This is a genomic window from Streptomyces sp. NBC_01551 (assembly GCF_026339935.1).
Taxonomy (GTDB): Bacteria; Actinomycetota; Actinomycetes; order Streptomycetales; family Streptomycetaceae; genus Streptomyces.
Genome location: NZ_JAPEPX010000001.1, coordinates 841,878 through 862,735, shown reverse-complemented (window position 1 = coordinate 862,735; position 20,858 = coordinate 841,878). Strand labels below are relative to the sequence as shown.

The window sequence follows — 20,858 nt, the reverse complement described above, 5'->3', positions numbered from 1 at the left end:
CGCACGCCCCGCCCGCACACCACACCCGTACGGACAGGAGGAGACCGCATGCCCGCCGAACGGCTGACCGAGGACGCGATCCGCAGCTTCGCCGAGAACTGGTACGTGGCCCTGGACCAGCACCTTCCGCTGGACCGGCTGCTCGCACTCATCACCGAGGACCTGGAGTTCAAGGTCCCCGAGGACACCTTCCTCGGAGCCGAGGGCTTCGGCCGCTGGTACGCGGCCGTGACCAACCGGTTCTTCGACGAGGTGCACACGGTCACGAAGGTGGAGCCCGTCATCGAGGGCGACCGCGCCATCGTCCGGGTGCTCGTCAACTGGCAGGCCAAGATCTGGGACCCGCCGGCCGCCCGCAGCGAGTGGCTCGGCTTCGACGCCGACCAGACGTGGACGGTGGTGGCCGGTCCCGACGGGCCGCTGATCAAGCAGTACACCGTCAACGACCTGGCGCCGATGCCCGGTTCCGGCTCCCTCTGAGCACCGGCGAAGGAGAAGCCACCATGACCGAAGTGACACGCGAGCGCGTCCAGGCCGCCTACGCCGCCCTCGGCTCCGGAGACCGCGCCCGCATCCTGGAGTACTACTCCGAGGACCTGCGCTGGCTGGTGCCGGGCAGCCACCCGCTGGCCGGCTGGTACGAGAGCCTGGACGCCTTCCTGGAGCTGATGGGCCAGACCCACAAGCTCACGGGCGGCACCTTCCGGATGGACATCCAGGCGGTCCTCGTCGGCGAGGACTGCAGCGCCGACGTGTGCCGCAACGTCGCCCTGCGGGACGGCGCGGACGCCGCGAGCCTGTCCCCGTACGAGCGGATGGACTACCCCGTATTCCACTTCATGCGGTGGCGCGGCGGCCGCATCGTCGAGGGCCGCGACGGGCTCTTCGGCGACACGGCCACCGCATTCAGCCAGTTCTGGGCGCCGTTCGCGCCCGACGGAACCCGCCGGGACCGATAGGGGAGGAGCGCGATGAGCGCCGTGGACGCACGACAGATCCTTGAGAAGTACTACGAGTACGCCAACGCCGGGGACTGGGACCGCTGGTGCGACCTGTTCGCCGACGACCAGGTCATGGACGAGCAGCTCGCCGGCCACATCGAGGGCCTGGAGGTCCTGCGCTCGATGATGAAGGGCATGGGGACGATGTACCGCGTCTTCCAGAACAAGCCCGTGCACTTCCTCGTCGACGGGGAGAAGGCCGCGGCCGTCTCCCACCTCAGCGCCGTCAGCGCCTCCGGCGAGGCGATCGAGGCCGAGGTCATGAACTTCTTCCGGATCGTGGACGGAAAGATCGCGTACATGGCGAACTACCACGACACCGTCCCCTTCCAGGTGCTGAGCCAGGGCTGAGGGGGGCCGACTCGTGGCTATCGCCGACACAGACGAGTACGACTACGTCATCGTGGGATCCGGTACCGCCGGCAGCGTCCTGGCGAACCGCCTCTCCGAGGACCCGGACGTCTCCGTCCTGGTCCTGGAGGCCGGCGGCTCCCGGATCCCGCCCGAGGTGGACGACCCGTCCTCCTGGTACAAGCTGCTCGGCGGGCCCGTCGACTGGGGCTACACCAGCGTCCCGCAGCCCGGCCTGGACGGGCGCCGTACGTACGAGCCGCGCGGCAAGGCCCCCGGCGGCAGCAGCAACCTGTACATCATGATGCACATCCGGGGCCACGCCTCGGACTTCGACAACTGGGCCTACCAGGGCGCGGCCGGCTGGGCGCACGAGGACGTCCTGCCGTACTTCGCCCTGCTGGAGGGCCAGGAGGACGCGACCGCCGCCACCACCGGCACCCGCGGCCCGCAGCGCATCACCAACGCCGGGCAGCACGGGCCCAACCCGGTCTCCCGTGCCTTCATCGACGCGGCCGTCGAGCTCGGCCACGAGGAGATCGCCGACTTCAACACCGACGGGCCCCGGCGCGGGCTCTTCGGGACCGGCTGGCACCACATCGACGTGGCCGACGGCCGCCGCCAGGGCGCCCTCGCCGCCTACCTGGAGCCGGCGCTGGAGCGCCCCAACCTGACCCTGCGCACCAGCGCGCAGACCACCCGGCTGCTCTTCGACGGCGACACCTGCACGGGCGTCGAGTACGCCCAGCTCGCGCCGCCCGCCGAGTTCCCGGGCCGCACCGTCGGCGACACGGCCGGCGAGCCGGGGCCGCGCACCGTGCGGGCCCGCCGGGAGGTGATCGTGGCCGCCGGGGCGATCGAGTCCCCGAAGCTGCTGCTGCTCTCCGGCATCGGGCACCCCGAGCAGCTGCGCGAGCACGGCGTCAAGCTCACCGCGGCCCTGCCCGGGGTCGGCGAGAACTTCCACAACCACGTCCTGACCGGGCTGATGGCGGAGGTCACGCAGGAGCTGCCGCCGCCGGCGCAGAACCTCTCCGAGAGCGCTCTATTCCTGGCCTCCCAGCCGGGTCTGCCCGCTCCCGACCTGCAGATCGCCTTCGTCCACGTGCCGTTCGACGTGATCGTCGGCCAGGACCACCCCAACACGGTGAGCATCCTGCCCGGTGTCGTGCGCCCCGTCTCGCGCGGCTGGATCAGGCTGGCGAGCGCCGACCCGCTGGCCCACCCGCTGATCCACCCGAACTACCTGGGCGACCGGTGGGACCTGGAGCGGATGGTGCAGGGCGTCAAGACCGCCCGCGAGATCTTCGCGACCTCGGCCTTCTCGCCCTGGTACAAGCAGGAACTCCAGCCCGGGCCCGGCCACGTCACGGACGACGAGCTGCGGACCTTCGTGAAGCAGAAGTCGGAGAGCTACCACCACCAGGCCGGCTCCTGCCGCATGGGCATCGACGACCTCTCCGTCGTCGATCCCGAGCTGCGGGTGCACGGCGTACGGAACCTGCGCGTCGTCGACGCCAGCGTGATGCCCGCCGTGCCGTCGGGCAACTGCCACACCGCCATCGCGATGATCGCCGAGCGCGCGGCGGACTTCCTGAGGGGGACCTCCCGTGCCTGACGCCGTACTGCGCGAGGGCGCGCTGTCCGGGACCCGGATCGCGGTCCTGGTCGAGAGCGACTTCTACGAGCCGGAGATCTTCTACTACCAGCACCGGTTCGCCGAGGAGGGCGCCGAGGTCGACTTCCTGACCCGGCTGTGGGGCAACGACTCCATCACCTTCTCGGGACACGAGTACCGGGCGCCGTTCACCGCCGACAAGTCCCTGGAGGGGCTGAGCGACGAGGAGCTGCGCCGGTACGCCGCGATCATCGTGCCCTCGGGCATGGTGGCCGACCGGCTGCGCTACACCGAGGACGTGGACGTGCTGGCGCCGGCGACGGAGCTGCTGCGCCGGGCCTTCGAGGAGCCGACGGTCCTCAAGGGGATCATCTGCCACGGCATGTGGCTGGCCGCCTCGATCCCCGGCAAGATCCGCGGCCGCAAGGTGGTGTGCCACAACAACCTCATCGGCGACGTCCGCAACATGGGCGCCGAGTACGTCAACGAGGACGTCGTGGTCGACGGGGACCTGGTCACCGGCCGCACCGGCGCGCACCACCACCTCTTCGCCCGCCGGATCATCGAGCTGATCGCGGCGGGGCGGGGCCGGGGGAGCGCCTGATGCCCGGCGCGGGGGAGCGCGTGATGGTCTGGTCCCACGTGGGCCTCAACTGCACGGACCAGAAGACGACCGAGGAGTTCTACACCCGGTACTTCGGCTTCACCCGGGCCCGGGTGGTCGACCTCGGGGAGGCCCGGATCGTGTTCCTGCGCAAGGGGGACGCGTACCTGGAGCTCTTCGCGGCCGACGCCGAACCGGCGCGCCAGGCGCACGACGACGGGCCGCAGGCGCCCGGCCGGATGCGCCACCTGGCCTTTCAGACCGACAGCGTGGACGCGTTCCTGGCATCGCTGGGCGACGCGGCCGAAGTGACCCTGGGGCCACTGGACTTCGACGACTTCATCTGCGGGTGGCGGACCGTGTGGGTCCGCGATCCCGACGGGGTGATCGTCGAGGTCAGCCAGGGGTTCGAGGACGACCGCACGCCTTCAGAGAATAAGGACGGTGCATGACATGGCGGACGCCGTGAGCTTCTCCTTCTCCGACACCATCGCGGGCTACGTCGTCCGCTTCGACTCCGGCTCCAGGCTGCTGCGGCTGAAGACCTCGGACGGCCGCGAGTTCGACGTCTCGCTGGCCGGCGACCCGAGCGCCGAGCTGGTCCGCAACCTGGACGAGCCGTACATCGACGCCTCCGGGCACATCGACGAGATGCTCTCGCCGGGCCGGTTCCTCTTCGTCTACGGCGTCTTCTACCCGGAGCACGGCGGCCGCTTCGACGCCAAGCGCCTGGTGTTCCTGGGCCGCGGGGCGGAGGACTACCGCTTCGAGGAGGGCAGCTGGTGGGTCAAGCAGATCGAGTCGCTGGCCGACTTCTACATCCGGGCACAGTTCGGTGACGGGCCGGTGGACTTCACCGAGTACCGCACCGAGATCCGCCTCGGCGGCGACAAGACCGCCAGCCACGTCCAGGAGACCGACACGATCTCCCGACTGGTCTACGGCATGGCCTCGGCCTACCTGCTGACCGGCAAGGACGAGTACCTGGAGGTCGCCGAGCGCGGCACCGAGTACCTGCGCAAGCACATGCGGGTCGTGGACGGCGAGGAGGACGTGGTCTTCTGGTACCACGGCATCAGCGTGGACGGTGACTCCGAACGCAAGCTGTTCACCTCGGAGTTCTCCGACGACTACGACGCGATCCCGATGTACGAGCAGATCTACGCGCTCGCCGGCCCCATCCAGACGTACCGCGTCACCGGTGACATCCGGATCAAGAACGACGCGGACGCCACGATCCGGCTGTTCGACAAGTTCTTCAAGGACCCGGAGCAGGGCGGCTACTACTCGCACATCGACCCGATCCTGTTCAGCGCGGACCACGAGTCCCTCGGCGAGAACGCCGAGCGCAAGAACTGGAACTCGGTCGGCGACCACGCGCCCGCGTACCTCATCAACCTGTACCTGGCGACCGGCGACCAGACGTACGCCGACTTCCTCGAGTACACCTTCGACACCATCGCGGACAAGTTCCCGGACTACAAGAACAGCCCCTTCGTCCAGGAGCGCTTCTTCCGCGACTGGTCGCACGACACCGCGCACAGCTGGCAGCAGAACCGCGCGGTCGTCGGGCACAACCTGAAGATCGCCTGGAACCTGATGCGGATGAACTCGCTGAAGGCCAAGCCGGCGTACGAGGACCTCGCCAAGAAGATCGGCGAGATCATGCCGGCCGTCGGCAGCGACGTGCAGCGCGGCGGCTGGTACGACGTCGTCGAGCGGGTCAAGCAGGGCGACCAGGAGACGTATCGTTTCGCCTGGCACGACCGCAAGGCCTGGTGGCAGCAGGAGCAGGCGATCCTCGCCTACCTCATCCTGAACGGCACCGTCGGCGGCGACGACTTCCTGCGCGAGGCCCGGCAGGCGCAGGCCTTCTACAACACGTTCTTCCTCGACCACGACGAGGGAGCCGTCTACTTCAACGTGCTCGCCAGCGGTATGCCGTACCTGCTCGGCACGGAGCGGCTCAAGGGCAGTCACTCGATGTCCATGTACCACTCGGCGGAGCTCTGCTACCTCTCCGCCGTCTACAACAACCTGCTCATCAACGGCCGGGAAATGGACTTCCACTTCCAGCCCGACCCGACCAACCTGCCCGACCGCGTGCTGCGCGTCTCGCCCGACCTGCTGCCCGCGGGCTCGGTCAAGGTCGCGTCCGTCGAGATCGACGAGAAGCCGTGGACCGACTTCGACGCGGACGGCCTCACGGTCCGGCTGCCCGACGTCCAGGGGCGGGTCAAGGTCAAGGTCCGGCTGCGGCCGGTGACCAAGTAAGGCCCAACGGGGGGCGCCCCGAGAAGAGGGGAACATCATGACTCTCAACCTGAAGGAACGCCGGAACAAGACGGGCACCGTGCTCGTCGCCACCGGCGAGATCAACAGCGAGACCTCCGGAGCGATGCTGCAGACGCTGCTGCCGCTCGTCCGGGAGGGCCGGCCGCTGCGCATCGACCTTACGGCCGTCACCTACGTCTCCAGCGCGGGGCTGCGCACCCTGCTCGTCGTCTACCGCGAGGCCCAGCACGCCGGGGTCGCCGTCACCCTCTACGGGGTGAGCGAGGAAGTCCGGTTCGTCATGTCGGCCACCGGCTTCCTCGACTTCTTCGAGACGGGCGAGGCCGCCGCCGCCGAGGCCAAGGTCAAGGCACGGTCGGCGCGATGACCGAGGCCCAGTCCGAGCAGGTCCTGCGCGTCGACGCGTACCCGACCCACGAGGTGGGCGGGTACCGCGTCCGCGCCGGCAAGCCCTTCCCGTTCGGGGCCAACGTGGTCCCCGGCGGGGTCAGTTTCTCCGTCTTCTCCGACCAGGCCACCTCCATGTCGCTGGTCATCTACAAGCGCGGAGAGCCCGAGCCGATGGCCGAGCTGGAATTCCCCGAGGAATTCCGCACCGGCAGCGTCTTCGCCATGACGGTCTTCGGCCTCGACCACGAGAACATCGAGTACGGCTACCGGGCCGACGGCCCCTTCGACCCGGTCACCGGCCACCGCTTCGACGCCCGCCAGGTCCTCTCCGACCCCTACGCGCGGCTCATCGCGGGCCGCGACGTGTGGGGCGTGGAACCGGACCGCAGCCGCGGCTACCAGTACCGCTCCCGCGTCTGCCTCCAGGACTTCGACTGGGGCGACGACACACCGCTGGGCATCCCCGCCGAGGACCTCGTCGTGTACGAGGCCCACGTGCGGGGCTTCACCCGGCACCCCTCCTCGGGCGTCACCGCGCCCGGCACCTTCGCGGGGCTGCGGGAGAAGATCCCGTACCTGAAGGAACTCGGCGTGAACTGCATCGAGCTCCTCCCGGTGTTCGAGTTCGACGAGAGCGACAACCCGCGCAGCAACCCGGAGACGGGCGAGCAGCTCTTCGACTACTGGGGCTACAACACCGTCGCCTTCTTCGCGCCCAAGGCCGGCTACGCGGCCACCGGACGCTACGGGATGCAGGGCGACGAGTTCCGCACCCTGATCAAGGACCTGCACGCGGCCGGCATCGAGGTCATCCTCGACGTCGTCTTCAACCACACCGCCGAGGGCAACGAGCAGGGCCCGACGATCTCCTTCAAGGGGCTCGACAACGCCACGTACTACATGCTCACGCCCGAGGGGTACTACTTCAACTTCAGCGGCACGGGCAACACGGTCAACTGCAACCACCCCGTCGTGCGCAACTACGTGCTCGACTGCCTGCGCCACTGGGTCGCCGACTACCACATCGACGGGTTCCGCTTCGACCTCGCCGCCATCCTCGGCCGGTCCCTGGACGGCACGCCGCTGCCCAACCCGCCGCTGCTGGAGCTGCTCGCCTACGACCCGGTACTGCGGCACACCAAGCTCATCGCCGAGGCGTGGGACGCGGGCGGCCTCTACGAGGTCGGCAACTTCCCGGCGTACGGCCGCTGGGCCGAGTGGAACGGCAAGTACCGCGACACCGTGCGCAGCTTCCTCAAGGGCGACCCGGGGATCACCGGGGAGCTCGCCACCCGGATCGCCGGCTCGCCGGACCTGTACTCCAGCCGCGGCACGTCGGCGTCGGTCAACTTCCTGACCGCGCACGACGGGTTCACCCTGGCCGACCTGGTCTCGTACAACGACAAGCACAACGAGGCCAACGGCGAGGGCAACAACGACGGCGGCAACGACAACGCCAGCTGGAACTGCGGGGCGGAGGGGCCGACCGACGACCCCGAGGTCAACGCGCTGCGCACGCGGCAGATGAAGAACGCCCTCGCCATCCTCTTCACCAGCCAGGGCATCCCGATGCTGCTGTCCGGGGACGAGGTCGCACGGACCCAGCAGGGCAACAACAACACGTACTGCCAGGACAACGAGCTGTCCTGGTTCGACTGGGACCAGGTCGACGAGAACGCCGAACTGCTCCGGTTCACGCGGGAGATGATCGCCTTCCGCAAGCACCACCGCGAGCTGCGCTCCACCGCCCACCCCACCGGCCGGATGCGGGACAGCCTCGGGCTGCCCGACATCAGCTGGCACGGGGAGCGGGCCTGGCAGCCCGACTGGTCGCAGGAGAGCCGCCTGCTGGCGGTGGCCCGCTGCGGCACCGGGGACGACGACGTGGTGTACGTGGCCATGAACTCGCACTGGGAGTCGCACGACCTGGAACTGCCCGCCCTCCCGGGCGGACGGAGCTGGCACCTGTTCGCCGACACCGGGGCCGAGGCGCCGTACGACATCCGCACCCCCGGTGCGGAGCAGGAGCTGGACAACGCCGGCAAGTACCTCATAGGCCCCCGCTCCGTCGTGATCCTGGTGGGCCGCACGAACGATCCCGAGACGACCGGGACGCCCTGACCGAAGGAGACCTGACATGCCGCTTTCCGTGTCCCTGAGCATCGAGGGCGACACCACCGTGATCGAACTGACGGGCGAGCTGGACGCCAAGACCGCGCCGGAGTTCCACCAGACCATCGAGAAGGCCGCCGGGCACGGCACCGGCACGGTGGAGATCCGGATGGCCGGCGTCGGCTACATGGCCAGCGCCGGACTGCGCTCCCTGGTCTTCGCCCAGCAGAAGGTGGCCGACCACGTGACCATCAAGGTGGTCGGCGCCATCGAGCCCGTGTCCCGGACCATCCGGACGGCCGGGCTGGACCGCAGCATCGTCCTCTCCGATGACTGACACCGGTGAGTGACATGGTTGAACTGGCGAGGAAGCCCGTCGAGCTGGAAGTGCCCGCGACGACGGGGGCATTGGGCGACATCGCCGCGTTCGTCCTGCGGCTGGCCGCCGGAGCGGGCCTGGGCAAGGGCGCCGCGTACCGGATCCGGCTGGCCGTGGACGAGCTGGCCACGAACATCGTGATGCACGGGTACCGGGGCGGCGACGGGCGGATCACCGTCCGCGGCCGCTCCGGTCCCGGCGGGGTGCAGATCGTCATCGAGGACACCGCACCCGCCTTCGACCCCGTCGAGGGCTGCCTGCCGCCCGTCCCCGGGCTCCCCCCGGAGCGGCGCAGGGTCGGCGGACTCGGCATCCACCTGGCGCTGACCAGCGTGGACGAGTACAGCTACACCCGTAGGGACGGCCGCAACATCAGCACGCTGACTGTGAAGGCTGAGGGGACGGACCCATGCCCTCCACGACCGTGATCATCCTCGACCAGTACCCGCCTCCGCCGCCGCAGCTGTTCGACGCGCTGCGGTCGATGGACGCGGAGCTCGTCACCCGCACCCTGCCGGACCTGCTGTACGGCGACACGGAGGAGCTGCCCGTCGCGGACGTGCTGCTCGTACCCGCCGAATCCGACGGGGAGTCGGTACGCACGGCCGTCCGCCGGCTGCGCCGCTGGGCCGGGGCGCCCATCGTGGTCGTCTGGACCGTGACGGAGTTCGCCGCCCTGGAGGGGCACGTCCGCCTCGGTCACGACTACCTCGTACCGCCGTTCCTGCCCGCCCTGGTCGGGGCCCGGCTGCACAGCTGCTCGGAGCGCGCCGGACTCGGCCGCACCCTGCGCGAGGCCGACGCCCGGGCCGAGCTCATGGGGTACGAGAAGGAACTGGAGATCGGCCGGGAGATCCAGGCCGGGTTCCTGCCCGAATCGCTGCCGGTCCCGGAGGGCTGGGAGATCGACGTACGGTTCCGGCCGGCCCGACAGGTCGCCGGGGACTTCTACGACGTCTTCGAGATCTCCCGGGGCCGCCGGCTCGCGGTCGTCGTCGCCGACGTCTGCGACAAGGGGGTCGGCGCCGCGCTCTTCATGGCGCTCATCCGCTCCCTGCTGCGGCACACCGCCGAGAACAGCGGCCTCCAGCACCTGATGGCGGCCGGGCGCACCGGCGGCAGCCGGCGCACCCCGGTCGTGGGCGCCACCCCGCTGCTCAACGCGGTCACCGCCACCAACGGCTACCTCACCCGCAACCACCTGCGGCAGGGCTACTTCGCCACCCTGTTCTTCGGGGTGCTCGACCCGCTCACCGGCAGCCTGGTCTACATCAACGGCGGCCACAACCCGCCGCTGCTGCTGCGCGCCGACGGCAGCGACCCCGTCCCGCTGGACGTCACCGGGCCGGCCGTCGGAGTCCTGCCCGACTGCGTCTACACCCTCGGCTACGCCCAGCTCAATCCCGGGGACACGCTCTTCGTGTTCACGGACGGGGTCCCCGAGGCCCGCTGCCCCAACGGCAGCTTCCTCGGCGACGAACGGATGCTGGACCTGCTCGCCGGTCCGCCGGTGAGCGGCAAGGACGTGGTCGACCGGATCGACCTGGCGGTGCGCGAGCACACCGGCACCGCCGAACAGCACGACGACGTCACCATGCTGGCCCTGCACCGGCCACGTGCGGCGCGGGGGCCGCGCGCGAGCGGTGCCGGGCATCGGGTGGTGGCGTAGATGACCCGGACCATCGTGGTGCACTCGCACCGCGGCGGCACCGGAAAGTCCTCGGTGCTGGCGAACCTCGCGCTGCTGATCGCGGCCGAGGGGCGCCGGGTGGGGGTGGTCGACACCGACATCCAGTCGCCCACCCTGGACCTGCTGTTCCGGCTGGAGCCCGGCTTCTCGCTGGCCGACTACCTGCTCGGCCGGTGCGAGATCGAGGCCGCGGCCCAGCAGGTCGGTGTGCCCGGGCTGTACGTCGTACCGGCCCGGACCGGGACCGCCGCCCTGCGCGAGCTCATGTCCACCGGGTACGACGTGGGGCTGCTGCCGGAGGGCTTCGACCGGCTGTCGCAGCACCTCGCCCTCGACGTGCTGCTGCTGGACACGCACGCCGGACTCAACAACGAGTCGGTGACGGCCATGGCCAGCGCCGACGTACTGATGATCATGGTACGGGCGGACCGCATCGATCTCACCGGGGTCGACGAGACGCTCGCACTGGCCGGGCGGCTGCCCTGCCGGCGCGCCCTGGTCATGAGCATGGCCCCGCACGGCGTCGACCGGGACGAGGTCTGCCGGCGCGCCGAGGAGGCGTACGACGCCCCCCTGGCCGGAATCCTCCCCTACGCGCCGGAAATGGCCGCTCTGTACGGCGAACGCATATTCGCCGAAGCCCATCCCGACCACCCCCTGGTCGGTGAATTCCGCACCATCATCTCGGCGTTGGACGCACGTGACGAAGTATCACGCGCCTGACGCTCCCCCCTTACGCCCCTCGCGGGCGGCGTGTTGAATCGGCAGCGATTCCAGAACAAGGAGAACAGTCATGAAGATTCTCGTCGTCATGACGGCCAAGGCAACGCTCCATCTCTTGGACGGGGAACAACACCCCTCGGGATTCTGGGCCGAGGAATTCGTGGTTCCTTATACGCTCTTCAAGGCCGCCGGCCACACCGTGGACGTGGCGACGATCGGGGGACAGGCGCCCACGGTCGACCAGACCAGCATCGACCCCCAGTTCCTCCAGTGGGTCCGCCCCCAGGGCTCGCCCAACGAGGACGAGGCCAACGCGGCCGCATACGTCCGCGTCATCGGGGACACCCCGCAGCTGAACGACCCGATCGCCCTGGAGACCCTGGGCGAGAAGGACATCGCCGACTACGACGGCATCTACGTCAGCGGTGGCCACGGCGCCATCGGCGACCTGCCCAAGTCCGACGAGCTCGCCCAGATCCTGCGGTGGGCCATCGCCCAGGACAAGCCGCTGGCCACCGTCTGCCACGGACACACCTCGCTGCTCGCGCTCCGCGACGGTGAGGGCCGGTGGCCGTTCGAGGGCTACAGAATGACCGCCTTCTCCCACGCCGAGGAACTGGTCACCAACATGGCCGGCCGCCTCCCGCTGATCCTGGAGGTCGAGCTCACCCGGCTCGGCGCCCGGTACGAGAAGGCCGAAGCGATCTGGGACTCCCACGTGGTCGTGGACCGCAAGCTCACCACCGGCCAGAACCCGTACTCCTCCAAGGCCCTCGCCGAGACCTTCTTATCGCAGCTCGCGAAGGGCTAGCACCACCGCGCCCCGCACCCGACACCGGAAGGCAGCCATGACCAAGCGTGAGCTGAGCGGCCCGCCCCTCGCCAACCCCGGCAAGCTCTTCATCGGCGGCAAATGGGTCCCGTCCCAGGACGGCAGGACCGAGCCGGACATCAGCCCCGTGGACGGACAGGAGATCGTGCCGGTGGCCCAGGCCACCGCCGCTGACGCGGACGCGGCCGTGGCCGCCGCCCGCACGGCGTACGAGGAGGGTCCGTGGAGCAGACTGTCCGCCCAGGAACGCGCGCTGCGGCTGAACCGGGTCGGTGAGCTGATCGAGCGGGACCTGGAGGAGATCGCCCTGCTGGAGACGGTGGACATGGGCAAGCCGTTCGCCTTCTCCAGCACGGTCGACGCCCCCATGGCCGCGCAGCTGATGCACTACTACGCCGGCGCGGTCACCCGCGTCGACGGCTCCTCGCGGGCCCCGGCCGGCGGGCAGCTCGCGTACACCCTGCGCGAACCGCTGGGCGTCGTCTGCGCGATCACCCCGTTCAACTTCCCGCTGCTGCTGTCGATGACGAAGATCGCGCCGGCTCTCGCGGCGGGGAACACGGTCGTCCACAAGCCCTCCCCGGCGACCCCGCTCACGGCGCTGAAGATCGCCGAGCTCTTCCAGGAGGCGGAGATCCCGGACGGGGTGCTGAACGTGGTCACCGGGCCCGGCGTGGAGCTGGGCCAGACCCTCAGCGACCACCCGGACATCGACAAGATCGCCTTCACCGGGTCCACCGTCGTGGGCCAGTCGATCATCCGCAAGTCGGCCGGCACCCTGAAGAAGGTGACGATGGAACTCGGCGGCAAGTCCGCCAACATCGTCTTCGCCGACGCCGACCTCGACGCCGCCGAGGAGCTCGCGTTCTTCGGCATCTACTACAACAAGGGCGAGATCTGCACCGCCGGCTCCCGCCTGCTGCTCCAGCGCCCCGTCCACGACGAGATGGTCGAGCGCCTGGTGCGCCGGGCCTCCGCCCTCAAGCCCGGCGACCCGCGCGACCCGGCCACCCTGTTCGGCCCGCTGGCCCACCGCGGCCAGTTCGACAAGGTGAGCTCGTACATCGAGGTCGGCGAGAAGGAAGGCGCCGTCCTGCGCACCGGCGGCACCGGCTGGACGCCCGAGGGCGCTTCCTCCGAAGGCCTGTACTTCCTGCCGACGATCTTCACGGGCGTCGACAACTCGATGCGGATCGCCCAGGAGGAGATCTTCGGCCCGGTCCTGTCGATCATCCCCTTCGACACGGAGGAGGACGCCGTACGCATCGCCAACGACAGCGCGTACGGCCTCGCCGCCGGTGTCCACACCAAGGACCTGCGGCGCGCCCACCGGGTCGCCTCGCAGATCAAGGCCGGAACGGTCTGGGTCAATTGCTACAACCAGTACGACCCCTCCGTGCCGTACGGCGGCTACAAGGCCTCCGGGTTCGGCCGCGAATGCGGGCCCGAATCCCTGGAGAGCTACACCCAGACCAAGTCGGTCTGGATCGGCATGGACTGAGTCCGGAACGGGCTGGGCACCGCCTGGAGATTCCTCCCGAAGGAGCGGCAATGCGATTGGGCATCATCGGCACAGGGCGGATCGGTTCGACCCTCGCCCGGATCGTGGTGGCGGCAGGTCACGAGGTCGTCCTCGCGAACGCCCGCGGCCCCCTCAGTATCGGCCCGCTGCTGGCCGAACTCGGGCCGGCGGCCTCGGCGGCGCACCCCGCCGAGGCGGCGGACCGGAGCGAACTGCTGGTGCTGATGGTGCCCTTCGACAGCGTCCAGGGCCTGCTGCCCCAGGACGCCGTGCGCAGCGCCGTGCTCGTCGACGCGACGAACGCCTTCAGCGGCCCGGGCAACCCCCGGGAGCTGGGTGGGCGCGGCTCCAGCGAACTCGTCGCCGAGTGGTATCCCGGCGCGCGGGTCGTGAAATCCCTGAACACCATGCATTTCGAGACACTCGCCGTCGCCGGAACCGATCCCGGCCGAAAAGAGTCACAGCGCCTGGCCCATTTCGTGGCCGGCGACGACGGGAAAGCCAAGGAAATCGTCGCGGGGGTCATCACGGATCTCGGATTCGCTCCCGTGGACACCGGTCCGCTGCACTCCGGGGGAATTCTCCAGCAGCCCGGCGGGCCCCTCTTCAACCGGCCGCTCACGGAAGCGCAGGCGCTCGCATGGATCTCACACTGAATGTAAACGGAAGACCCGAGAAATTCACGGCGCAGCCGAACGAGCTGCTCGTGGAGCGCCTGCGCGAGGGCCTCGGGCTGACCGGCACCAAGGTCGGCTGCGACACGGGCCAGTGCGGGTCCTGCGTGGTGCGGCTCGACGGCCGGTCCGTCAAGAGCTGCCTCGTCCTCACCGCGGCGGCCGCCGGCTCCGAGGTGACCACCATCGAGGGAGTCACCACCACCGGTGGTGAGCTCACCGGCCTCCAGGAGGCCCTGCGCCAGGAACACGGCACCCAGTGCGGGTTCTGCACCCCCGGCATGGTCATGTCGCTCGGTGAACTCGTCGACTCCACCGCCGACGGCGATGCCCCCACGGAGCCCGAGATCCGCGAGTGGCTCACCGGCAACCTGTGCCGCTGCACCGGCTACCACAGCGTCGTCCGCGGAGTGCAGCGCGCCTGCGAGGCCTCGCGCGCCGAGGTGCCCGCCGGTTCCCCGGCGTCCACCGCCGTCGGACAGGAGGTGTGAGGGAGATGACCACAGTGACGGGGGAGACCACGGAGACCGTGGAGGCTGCGGACACCGCGCAGACCACTGAGGCCACGGGGACCGCTGAGGCCGCGCCCTACGGCAACGGAGTGCTCGGTCAGCCGCTCGACAGCCGCGAGGACCCGCAGCTGCTGCGCGGCGAGGCCACGTACGTCGCCGACATCAACCTGCCCGGCACCGCCCACATGGCCATCCTCGGCAGCCCGGTGGCCCACGCGAAGATCCTCTCCATCGACACCAAGGCCGCCGAGCAGCTGCCCGGCGTGCTCAAGGTGGCCACCGCGGCCGACTTCACCGACGTCATGCCGCTGCCCTGCATCTGGATACCCGGCGGGGTCGAGAGCCACTTCCCGCCCCACCCCTACGGACTTCCCGGCGCCCGCCCCGTCCTGACCGGTGACACCGTCCGGCACGTCGGCGACCCCATCGCGGTCGTCGTCGCCGAGACCCCCCGCCAGGCCGCCGCCGCGCTCTCGGCCATCGAGGTCGCGTACGAGCCGCTGCCCGTGGTCACGCTGGCCGACGAAGCCCTCAAGGAGGGCGCGCCCCAGCTCCACGAGGCCGTTCCCGGCAACCTGAACGCGTACTGGACCTGCGGCGACAAGGACCGCACCGACGCGGCCATCGCCGTCGCCGAGGTCACGGTGGAGCTGGACCTGGTGAACCAGCGCACCATCAACAGCCCCATCGAGCCCCGCGGCGCGGTCGGCGACTACAACGCCGCCACCGGCGAGTACACGCTGTACGCCTCCACCCAGGGCCCGCACAACCACCGCTTCCTGCTCTCCGCGCTGGTCCTCGGCATCCCCTTCAACAAGCTCCGCGTCGTCGCCCCGACCGTCGGCGGCAGCTTCGGCACCAAGGGGTACCTGTACCCCGACATGGCGCTGGTCCTGCTGCTCTCCAAGGCGCTCGGCCGGCCCGTGAAGTGGGTCGACACCCGTACCGGGCTGATGAACTCCACCGTCCAGGGCCGCGACCACCGCCAGCACGTGGTGCTCGCCGGCACCCGCGACGGCCGCATCACCGCCGTGCGCGCCACCAGCTACGCCAACCTCGGCGCCTACCCCTCCACCATCGGCCCCGGTGTCGCCACCGCCCTGATGGGACGCTCCATCAGCGGCATGTACGACATCGACGCGGCCTTCTGCGAGGTGTACGCCGCCTTCACCAACACCGTCTCGCTCGGCGCCCAGCGCGGCAGCGGGCGAGCCGAGGCCGCGTTCTTGATGGAGCGCCTGGTCGACCGGTACGCCTGCGAGATCGGCATGGACCCGGCGGCCGTACGGCGCAAGAACCTGGTGCCGAAGGAGAAGTTCCCGTACGACAACGGCCTCGGCTGGACGTACGACTCCGGGAACTACCAGCTGAACTTCGACCGGGCCATGGAACTGTCGGACTACGCCGGCATGCCCGCCCGCAAGGCGGAGGCCCGCGCCCGCGGCAAGCGCCTCGGCGTCGGCATCGCCAGCTACGTCGCCATCTGCGGCGTCGGCCCCTCCACCCGGATGTCCAAGGAGGGCATGCTCGGCGGCACCTGGGAGAGCGCGAACATCCGCGTCCACCCGACCGGCGAGGTCACCGTCACCGTCGGCTCCGCCTCCACCGGCCAGAGCCACGGCACCGTCTTCGCGCAGGTCGCCGCCGACGAGCTCGGCATCGACCCGGCGCAGGTCCAGGTGTACGAGGGCGACACGCTCAAGGCCCCGTACGGGCAGGGCACCTACGGCTCGCGTTCCTACAGCATGGCCGCGCCCGCCGTCGCCCTCACCGCCCGCAAGCTCAAGGCGAAGCTGGTCAAGGCCGGCGCCGTGTTCCTCGGCGTCCCCGAGGACAAGGTCGTCTACGAGGGCGGCAAGGTCTACGAGGACGGCAACCCGGAGAACACCAAGACCTTCGCCGAGCTGGCGATGGCCATGTGGTACGGCTGGGGTCTGCCGCCCGAGATCGAGCCGGCCCTCGACGAGACCACCCACTTCGACCCGCCCGACTTCAACTACCCCTTCGGGACCCACGTCGCGGTCGTCGAGATCGACGAACTCACCGGCGAGACCGAGGTGGTGGCCTACACCGCCGTCGACGACGCCGGGAACATCGGCAACCCGAAGGTGGTCCTCGGCCAGATCGAGGGCAGCATCATGCACGGCCTCGGCCAGGCACTGATGGAGCACGCCGTCTACGACGAGAACGGGCTGCTCGTCAGCTCCGACCTCACCCGCTACGCCCTGCCGCGGGCCTTCGACGCGCCGTTCTTCACCCTCGACAAGACGACCACGCCCTCCCCGCACAACCCGCTCGGGGCCAAGGGCGCCGGCGAGATCGCCACCGTGCCGCCCGCCGCGGCCGTCGTCAACGCCGTCGTCGACGCCCTCTCCGACCTGGGCGTCCGGCACATCGACATGCCCGTCACCCCCGAGAAGGTCTGGCGCCGCCTGAGAGGGGAAGCCCAGTGATCCTCACCGAGTTCGACTACGTCCGGCCCGTCGGCCTCGACGAGGCCCTGACCCTGCTGTCCGGCACCCGGGGCGCCCGGGTGCTGGCCGGCGGCCAGACCCTGCTGCCGGCGCTGCGCACCGGCGAGATCGTCCTCGACGCGGCCGGCGGCCCGCTGCTGGTGGACATCCGGCACGTGGACGAGCTGCGCGGCATCGAGGAGGGGCCCGACGGCGGCCTGCGCATCGGCGCCCTGACCACCCTCGCCGAACTCGCCGCGCACCCCCGGGTGCTCGCCGAGGCCCCGGAACTGGCCGCCGCGGCCCGCGCCAACGGCGACCCGCAGGTCCGCAACCTCGGCACCGTCGGCGGGAACCTGGCCGCCACCGGGCGGGCCACCGACCTGCCGGTCGCCGCCATCGCCGCCGACGCGCTCGTCGAACTGGCCGGCCCCGGCGGGCGGTCGACCGTACCGGCCGAGGAGTTCGCCGCCACCGGCACGCCCGCCGGAGCCGTCGTCACCGCGCTCCTCGCACCGGCCGCGGGGCCCGCCGCCGCGTTCGAGAAGACCGCCGACCGGGCCACCCGCTACCCGGTCTGCGCCACCGCCGTACGGATCACCGCCGACGGGCCGCGCATCGCGGTCACCGGCGCCACCCCCCGCGCGCTGCGCCTGCGCGGGGTCGAGGACCGCCTGGGCGCGGGCCCGTACACCACCGACGCCGTACTCGCGGCGTTCCGCGCCGAACCCAGGGAGCTGTTCGTCCCCGGGCGCGGCACCTCGGCCGAATACCTCGGCCACCTCGCGGGGGTACTGACCGCCCGCGCGCTCGCGAGGGCGGTCCAGGCCGTCGCCTGACCGCCCACCACGGGGGAGTTGAACCAGTGGAACCCGACCAGACATCGACGCTGACCACGCCGACGACGACCACGACGGGGGGGACCTTGGACCCGGCCGCCCGCGCGGCCCGTACACCGAGAGGCTCCGGCTTCTGGGTGGTGGGCGCCGTACTGGTCCTGTTGATGCTCTCCTCGTCCGTACCCTCCGCCCTCTACGTGCTCTACCAGGAGAAGTGGGGCCTGTCCTCCGGCACCATCACGGTGGTCTTCGCCCTCTACGCCGTCACCGTGCTGGCCGGACTCCTGCTCTTCGGCTCCCTGTCGGACACCCTGGGCCGGCGCCCCGTACTCGGCGCCGGCCTGGTCCTGGCCATCGTCTCCATGGGGCTGTTCGCCGGCGCCCAGGGGCTCGGGCTGCTGCTCGCCGCCCGCGCCGTCCAGGGCCTGGCGGTGGGCCTCGCCACCGGGGCCATGGGCGCGGCCCTGCTGGAACTCACCCCGCGCTCGCGGCCCGCGCTCGGTGCCCAGGTCAACAGCGCCGGGCCGACCATCGGCATCGGGCTCGGCGGCATCGGGGCCGGGCTGCTCGTCCAGTACGCGCCCGCGCCGACCGTGCTGAGCTACCTGCTGCTGATCGGGGCCTTCGCGGTCACCCTGGTCGGCGTCGCGCGGATGGGTGAGAGCGCTCCCGGCGCGGGCGGCGGCTTCCGCGTCGTACCGCACCGGATCCGGATCCCGGCGGCCTCGCGCGGCCGGTTCGCCGTCCTCGTGCTGACCATCGTCGCCGTCTGGTCCGTGGGCGGCTTCTACCTCTCGCTCGGCCCGCACCTGGTGCTCTCCCTGCTCCAGAGCACCAACTACCTCGTCGGCGGGGCCACCGTGGCCCTGCTCGCCGGCGCCGCCACCGTCGCCCAGCTGCTGCTGGGCGGTACGGAGGCGCTGCGCACCGCCGTCATCGGCCTGCTCGGGCTGCTCGCCGGGCTGGGGCTGGTGCTGCTCGCGCTCGGCACCGGTTCCGCCGCCCTGTTCCTGGTGGCCACCGCCGTCCTCGGCAGCGGCTGGGGCGCGGCCTTCCTCGGCTCCTTCCGGGCGCTGAGCGCCCTCGCCGACCCGGCGCACCGGGGCGAACTGACCGCGGCCGTCTACGTGTTCGCGTACCTGGCGATGAGCGTGCCGGCGGTGCTCGCCGGAATGCTGACCAACATCCACGGGCTGCACCGCACCTCGGTCGGCTTCATGGCCGCCGTCGCCGCGGTGTGCGCGCTGGCCCTGCTGGTGACCCTGCGACTGGCCGCCCGGACCCGGGCCGAGGGGAGGACGGCATGAGCGAGCCGGAGCTGCGCGCGGCCCTGCGCGGGCTGGAGATCTTCGAGGGGCTCTCCGAGGACCAGCTGGACTGGCTGGTCTCCGTCTCCGAGCCCCGGGTCCTCGGTGACGGGGAGGTCCTCTTCCGCGACGGCGAGGAGGCGAGCGGCTTCCACGTCCTGCTCTCCGGGGGCCTCGTCGTCACCAAGGTCGTCGACGGCCGCGAGGAGGTGCTCACCCGGCACTCCACCGAGGAGGAGAGCGCGGCCGCCGAGGAGCACGACGGGAAACCCTCCGCCGCGCACCGCTTCACCGGGGAGTTGCCGCTGCTGACGGACGGCGCCTACGTGGCGACCGCCGCCGCCAGCGGGCCGGCGACGACCGTGGTCGCGTACCCGAGGCCGGTGTTCTTCGAGATGCTGACCCGCTGCCACGGGGTGGCCGCGGTGCTGATCCCGGTCCTGGCCTGGCGGATCAAGTCCTCCGAGGTGCAGGCCCGCAAACGGGCCACCGTGGAGGCGCTCGGCACGCTCGCCGCCGGGCTGGCCCACGAGCTGAACAACCCGGCCGCCGCCGTGGCCCGGGCCGCGCAGGAGCTGGCGCCCGCCCTGGAGCGGCTGACCCGGACCGGGTACGCCTGGGGCGCGGCGGCCTCGGGCGCGGAGCGCTCCGTCCTGGACCGGCTGGCCGAGGAGCTGGACAAGCTGCCGCCGCCGGAGATCACCGATCCGCTCGCCCAGGCCGACGCGGAGGAGGAGATCGCCGACTGGGCGCAGGAGGCGGGCGCCGAGCGCGCCGGGCTGCTCGGCTCGGGGATCTCGGACCTCGGGCTGGAGCTGGGCTGGCTGCTGGAGCGGCTGGAGGGCGTCGGCGAGGCGGCCCTGCCCGCCGCCCTGGACCATCTGGCGGCGCTGCTGGAGACCAGGTCGCTGGCGGCCGAGCTCCGCGCGGCCGGCCCGCGCATCTCCCAACTGGTGGCGGCCACCCGGGATTACGCCAATCTCGACCGCGCCCCCGAGCAGACCTTCTCGGTGACCGACGGGCTGGAGAACACGCTGGTCGTGCTGCGTGCGAAGCTCGCGGGCATCAGCATCGTACGGATGTACGAGCCCGACCTGCCCGAACTGACGGGCTATCCAAGCGAGTTGAACCAGGTGTGGACCAACCTGGTCGACAACGCCGCCGAGGCCATGGAGGGATCCGGCGTACTCACGCTACGCGTCCGGGCCGAGGGCGTCTGCATGGTCGTCGAGATCACCGACACCGGCCGGGGCATCCCCGAGGACTCCCTGCCGCGGATCTTCGAGCCCTTCTACACGACCAAGGACGTCGGGAAGGGCACGGGTCTGGGGCTGCACCTCAGCTACCGGATCGTGACCCAGCGCCACCACGGGTCGATCGCGGCCCGCTCCCGGCCGGGCGAGACCCGGATGGTCGTCCGGCTGCCCTTCGCCGGGAACGCGCCGGCCTGTGCCATCGAGGACGACCTCCCTGGTCAGGAGGGTGACGCGGCGACCGCGACCAGCTCCACCAACGCCACCACCAGCTCCACCCGCAGCTCCGCCACCACGTGAAGG

21 protein-coding genes are annotated in these 20,858 nt (G+C 70.9%); all 21 read left to right on the top strand.

The window, feature by feature from the left end; genetic code table 11:
• Window positions 1–48: 48 nt before the first annotated feature.
• Window positions 49–480, top strand: a complete 432-nt coding sequence (locus OG982_RS03675) for a nuclear transport factor 2 family protein (protein ID WP_266789759.1) — start codon at window positions 49–51, stop codon at window positions 478–480.
• A gap of 23 nt (window positions 481–503) precedes the next feature.
• Window positions 504–959 carry a nuclear transport factor 2 family protein gene (locus OG982_RS03670; RefSeq protein ID WP_266789761.1) on the top strand — a complete coding sequence of 152 codons (456 nt, stop codon included), beginning with the start codon at window positions 504–506 and terminating at the stop codon, window positions 957–959.
• Window positions 960–971: 12 nt separating this feature from the next.
• On the top strand, window positions 972–1,352 hold the full coding sequence (locus tag OG982_RS03665) for a nuclear transport factor 2 family protein (RefSeq protein WP_266668937.1): 381 nt from the start codon (window positions 972–974) through the stop codon (window positions 1,350–1,352).
• Between the two features lie 13 nt (window positions 1,353–1,365).
• Complete coding sequence (locus OG982_RS03660; RefSeq protein ID WP_266789763.1) at window positions 1,366–2,970, top strand: GMC family oxidoreductase; 1,605 nt, start codon at window positions 1,366–1,368, stop codon at window positions 2,968–2,970.
• On the top strand, window positions 2,963–3,574 hold the full coding sequence (locus OG982_RS03655) for a DJ-1/PfpI family protein (RefSeq protein WP_266789765.1): 612 nt from the start codon (window positions 2,963–2,965) through the stop codon (window positions 3,572–3,574). The genes OG982_RS03660 and OG982_RS03655 overlap by 8 nt, the downstream gene beginning before the upstream one ends.
• Window positions 3,574–4,026: a VOC family protein gene (locus tag OG982_RS03650; protein ID WP_266789767.1), complete on the top strand. Its 453-nt coding sequence runs from the start codon at window positions 3,574–3,576 to the stop codon at window positions 4,024–4,026. Before OG982_RS03655 ends, OG982_RS03650 begins: the two co-directional genes overlap by 1 nt.
• Window position 4,027: 1 nt before the next feature.
• Window positions 4,028–5,848 (top strand): AGE family epimerase/isomerase, encoded by a 1,821-nt coding sequence (locus tag OG982_RS03645; RefSeq protein ID WP_266789769.1) that lies wholly within the window; start codon window positions 4,028–4,030, stop codon window positions 5,846–5,848.
• 37 nt (window positions 5,849–5,885) lie between these two features.
• On the top strand, window positions 5,886–6,236 hold the full coding sequence (locus OG982_RS03640) for an STAS domain-containing protein (protein ID WP_266789771.1): 351 nt from the start codon (window positions 5,886–5,888) through the stop codon (window positions 6,234–6,236).
• Window positions 6,233–8,380 carry a glycogen debranching protein GlgX gene (gene glgX, locus OG982_RS03635; protein ID WP_266789773.1) on the top strand — a complete coding sequence of 716 codons (2,148 nt, stop codon included), beginning with the start codon at window positions 6,233–6,235 and terminating at the stop codon, window positions 8,378–8,380. The genes OG982_RS03640 and glgX overlap by 4 nt, the downstream gene beginning before the upstream one ends.
• Before the next feature lie 16 nt (window positions 8,381–8,396).
• Window positions 8,397–8,708 carry an STAS domain-containing protein gene (locus OG982_RS03630; RefSeq protein WP_266789775.1) on the top strand — a complete coding sequence of 104 codons (312 nt, stop codon included), beginning with the start codon at window positions 8,397–8,399 and terminating at the stop codon, window positions 8,706–8,708.
• Between the two features lie 14 nt (window positions 8,709–8,722).
• Window positions 8,723–9,178, top strand: coding sequence for an ATP-binding protein (locus OG982_RS03625; protein WP_266792238.1), 456 nt, complete (start codon window positions 8,723–8,725; stop codon window positions 9,176–9,178).
• The gene (locus OG982_RS03620) at window positions 9,160–10,419 is read left to right on the top strand and encodes a PP2C family protein-serine/threonine phosphatase (RefSeq protein WP_266789777.1); all 1,260 of its coding nucleotides are present in this window, start codon (window positions 9,160–9,162) and stop codon (window positions 10,417–10,419) included. Before OG982_RS03625 ends, OG982_RS03620 begins: the two co-directional genes overlap by 19 nt.
• Window positions 10,420–11,163, top strand: a complete 744-nt coding sequence (locus tag OG982_RS03615; RefSeq protein ID WP_266789778.1) for a MinD/ParA family protein — start codon at window positions 10,420–10,422, stop codon at window positions 11,161–11,163.
• A 70-nt stretch (window positions 11,164–11,233) separates the two neighbouring features.
• A complete protein-coding gene (locus OG982_RS03610) occupies window positions 11,234–11,974 on the top strand; it encodes a type 1 glutamine amidotransferase domain-containing protein (protein WP_266789780.1) in 741 nt (246 codons plus the stop codon).
• A 37-nt stretch (window positions 11,975–12,011) separates the two neighbouring features.
• On the top strand, window positions 12,012–13,496 hold the full coding sequence (locus OG982_RS03605) for an aldehyde dehydrogenase (RefSeq protein WP_266789782.1): 1,485 nt from the start codon (window positions 12,012–12,014) through the stop codon (window positions 13,494–13,496).
• A gap of 50 nt (window positions 13,497–13,546) precedes the next feature.
• Entirely contained in the window at window positions 13,547–14,173 is a 627-nt protein-coding gene (locus tag OG982_RS03600; RefSeq protein WP_266789783.1) for an NADPH-dependent F420 reductase, read from the top strand.
• Window positions 14,158–14,682, top strand: coding sequence for a (2Fe-2S)-binding protein (locus OG982_RS03595; RefSeq protein ID WP_266789785.1), 525 nt, complete (start codon window positions 14,158–14,160; stop codon window positions 14,680–14,682). Before OG982_RS03600 ends, OG982_RS03595 begins: the two co-directional genes overlap by 16 nt.
• Before the next feature lie 5 nt (window positions 14,683–14,687).
• The gene (locus tag OG982_RS03590) at window positions 14,688–17,156 is read left to right on the top strand and encodes a xanthine dehydrogenase family protein molybdopterin-binding subunit (protein ID WP_266789787.1); all 2,469 of its coding nucleotides are present in this window, start codon (window positions 14,688–14,690) and stop codon (window positions 17,154–17,156) included.
• On the top strand, window positions 17,153–17,995 hold the full coding sequence (locus OG982_RS03585; protein WP_266789789.1) for a xanthine dehydrogenase family protein subunit M: 843 nt from the start codon (window positions 17,153–17,155) through the stop codon (window positions 17,993–17,995). Before OG982_RS03590 ends, OG982_RS03585 begins: the two co-directional genes overlap by 4 nt.
• A gap of 26 nt (window positions 17,996–18,021) precedes the next feature.
• A complete protein-coding gene (locus OG982_RS03580; RefSeq protein WP_266789791.1) occupies window positions 18,022–19,302 on the top strand; it encodes an MFS transporter in 1,281 nt (426 codons plus the stop codon).
• A complete protein-coding gene (locus tag OG982_RS03575; protein WP_266947922.1) occupies window positions 19,299–20,855 on the top strand; it encodes an ATP-binding protein in 1,557 nt (518 codons plus the stop codon). Before OG982_RS03580 ends, OG982_RS03575 begins: the two co-directional genes overlap by 4 nt.
• Window positions 20,856–20,858: the final 3 nt, after the last annotated feature.

Bases quoted from the DNA above. Each gene is read 5' to 3' on its own strand.
- OG982_RS03675 (WP_266789759.1), top strand. From the start codon at position 49: ATGCCCGCCGAACGGCTGACCGAGGACGCGATCCGCAGCTTCGCCGAG.
- OG982_RS03670 (WP_266789761.1), top strand. From the start codon at position 504: ATGACCGAAGTGACACGCGAGCGCGTCCAGGCCGCCTACGCCGCCCTC.
- OG982_RS03665 (WP_266668937.1), top strand. From the start codon at position 972: ATGAGCGCCGTGGACGCACGACAGATCCTTGAGAAGTACTACGAGTAC.
- OG982_RS03650 (WP_266789767.1), top strand. From the start codon at position 3,574: ATGCCCGGCGCGGGGGAGCGCGTGATGGTCTGGTCCCACGTGGGCCTC.
- OG982_RS03645 (WP_266789769.1), top strand. From the start codon at position 4,028: ATGGCGGACGCCGTGAGCTTCTCCTTCTCCGACACCATCGCGGGCTAC.
- OG982_RS03640 (WP_266789771.1), top strand. From the start codon at position 5,886: ATGACTCTCAACCTGAAGGAACGCCGGAACAAGACGGGCACCGTGCTC.
- glgX (WP_266789773.1), top strand. From the start codon at position 6,233: ATGACCGAGGCCCAGTCCGAGCAGGTCCTGCGCGTCGACGCGTACCCG.
- OG982_RS03630 (WP_266789775.1), top strand. From the start codon at position 8,397: ATGCCGCTTTCCGTGTCCCTGAGCATCGAGGGCGACACCACCGTGATC.
- OG982_RS03625 (WP_266792238.1), top strand. From the start codon at position 8,723: ATGGTTGAACTGGCGAGGAAGCCCGTCGAGCTGGAAGTGCCCGCGACG.
- OG982_RS03620 (WP_266789777.1), top strand. From the start codon at position 9,160: ATGCCCTCCACGACCGTGATCATCCTCGACCAGTACCCGCCTCCGCCG.
- OG982_RS03615 (WP_266789778.1), top strand. From the start codon at position 10,420: ATGACCCGGACCATCGTGGTGCACTCGCACCGCGGCGGCACCGGAAAG.
- OG982_RS03610 (WP_266789780.1), top strand. From the start codon at position 11,234: ATGAAGATTCTCGTCGTCATGACGGCCAAGGCAACGCTCCATCTCTTG.
- OG982_RS03605 (WP_266789782.1), top strand. From the start codon at position 12,012: ATGACCAAGCGTGAGCTGAGCGGCCCGCCCCTCGCCAACCCCGGCAAG.
- OG982_RS03600 (WP_266789783.1), top strand. From the start codon at position 13,547: ATGCGATTGGGCATCATCGGCACAGGGCGGATCGGTTCGACCCTCGCC.
- OG982_RS03595 (WP_266789785.1), top strand. From the start codon at position 14,158: ATGGATCTCACACTGAATGTAAACGGAAGACCCGAGAAATTCACGGCG.
- OG982_RS03590 (WP_266789787.1), top strand. From the start codon at position 14,688: ATGACCACAGTGACGGGGGAGACCACGGAGACCGTGGAGGCTGCGGAC.
- OG982_RS03575 (WP_266947922.1), top strand. From the start codon at position 19,299: ATGAGCGAGCCGGAGCTGCGCGCGGCCCTGCGCGGGCTGGAGATCTTC.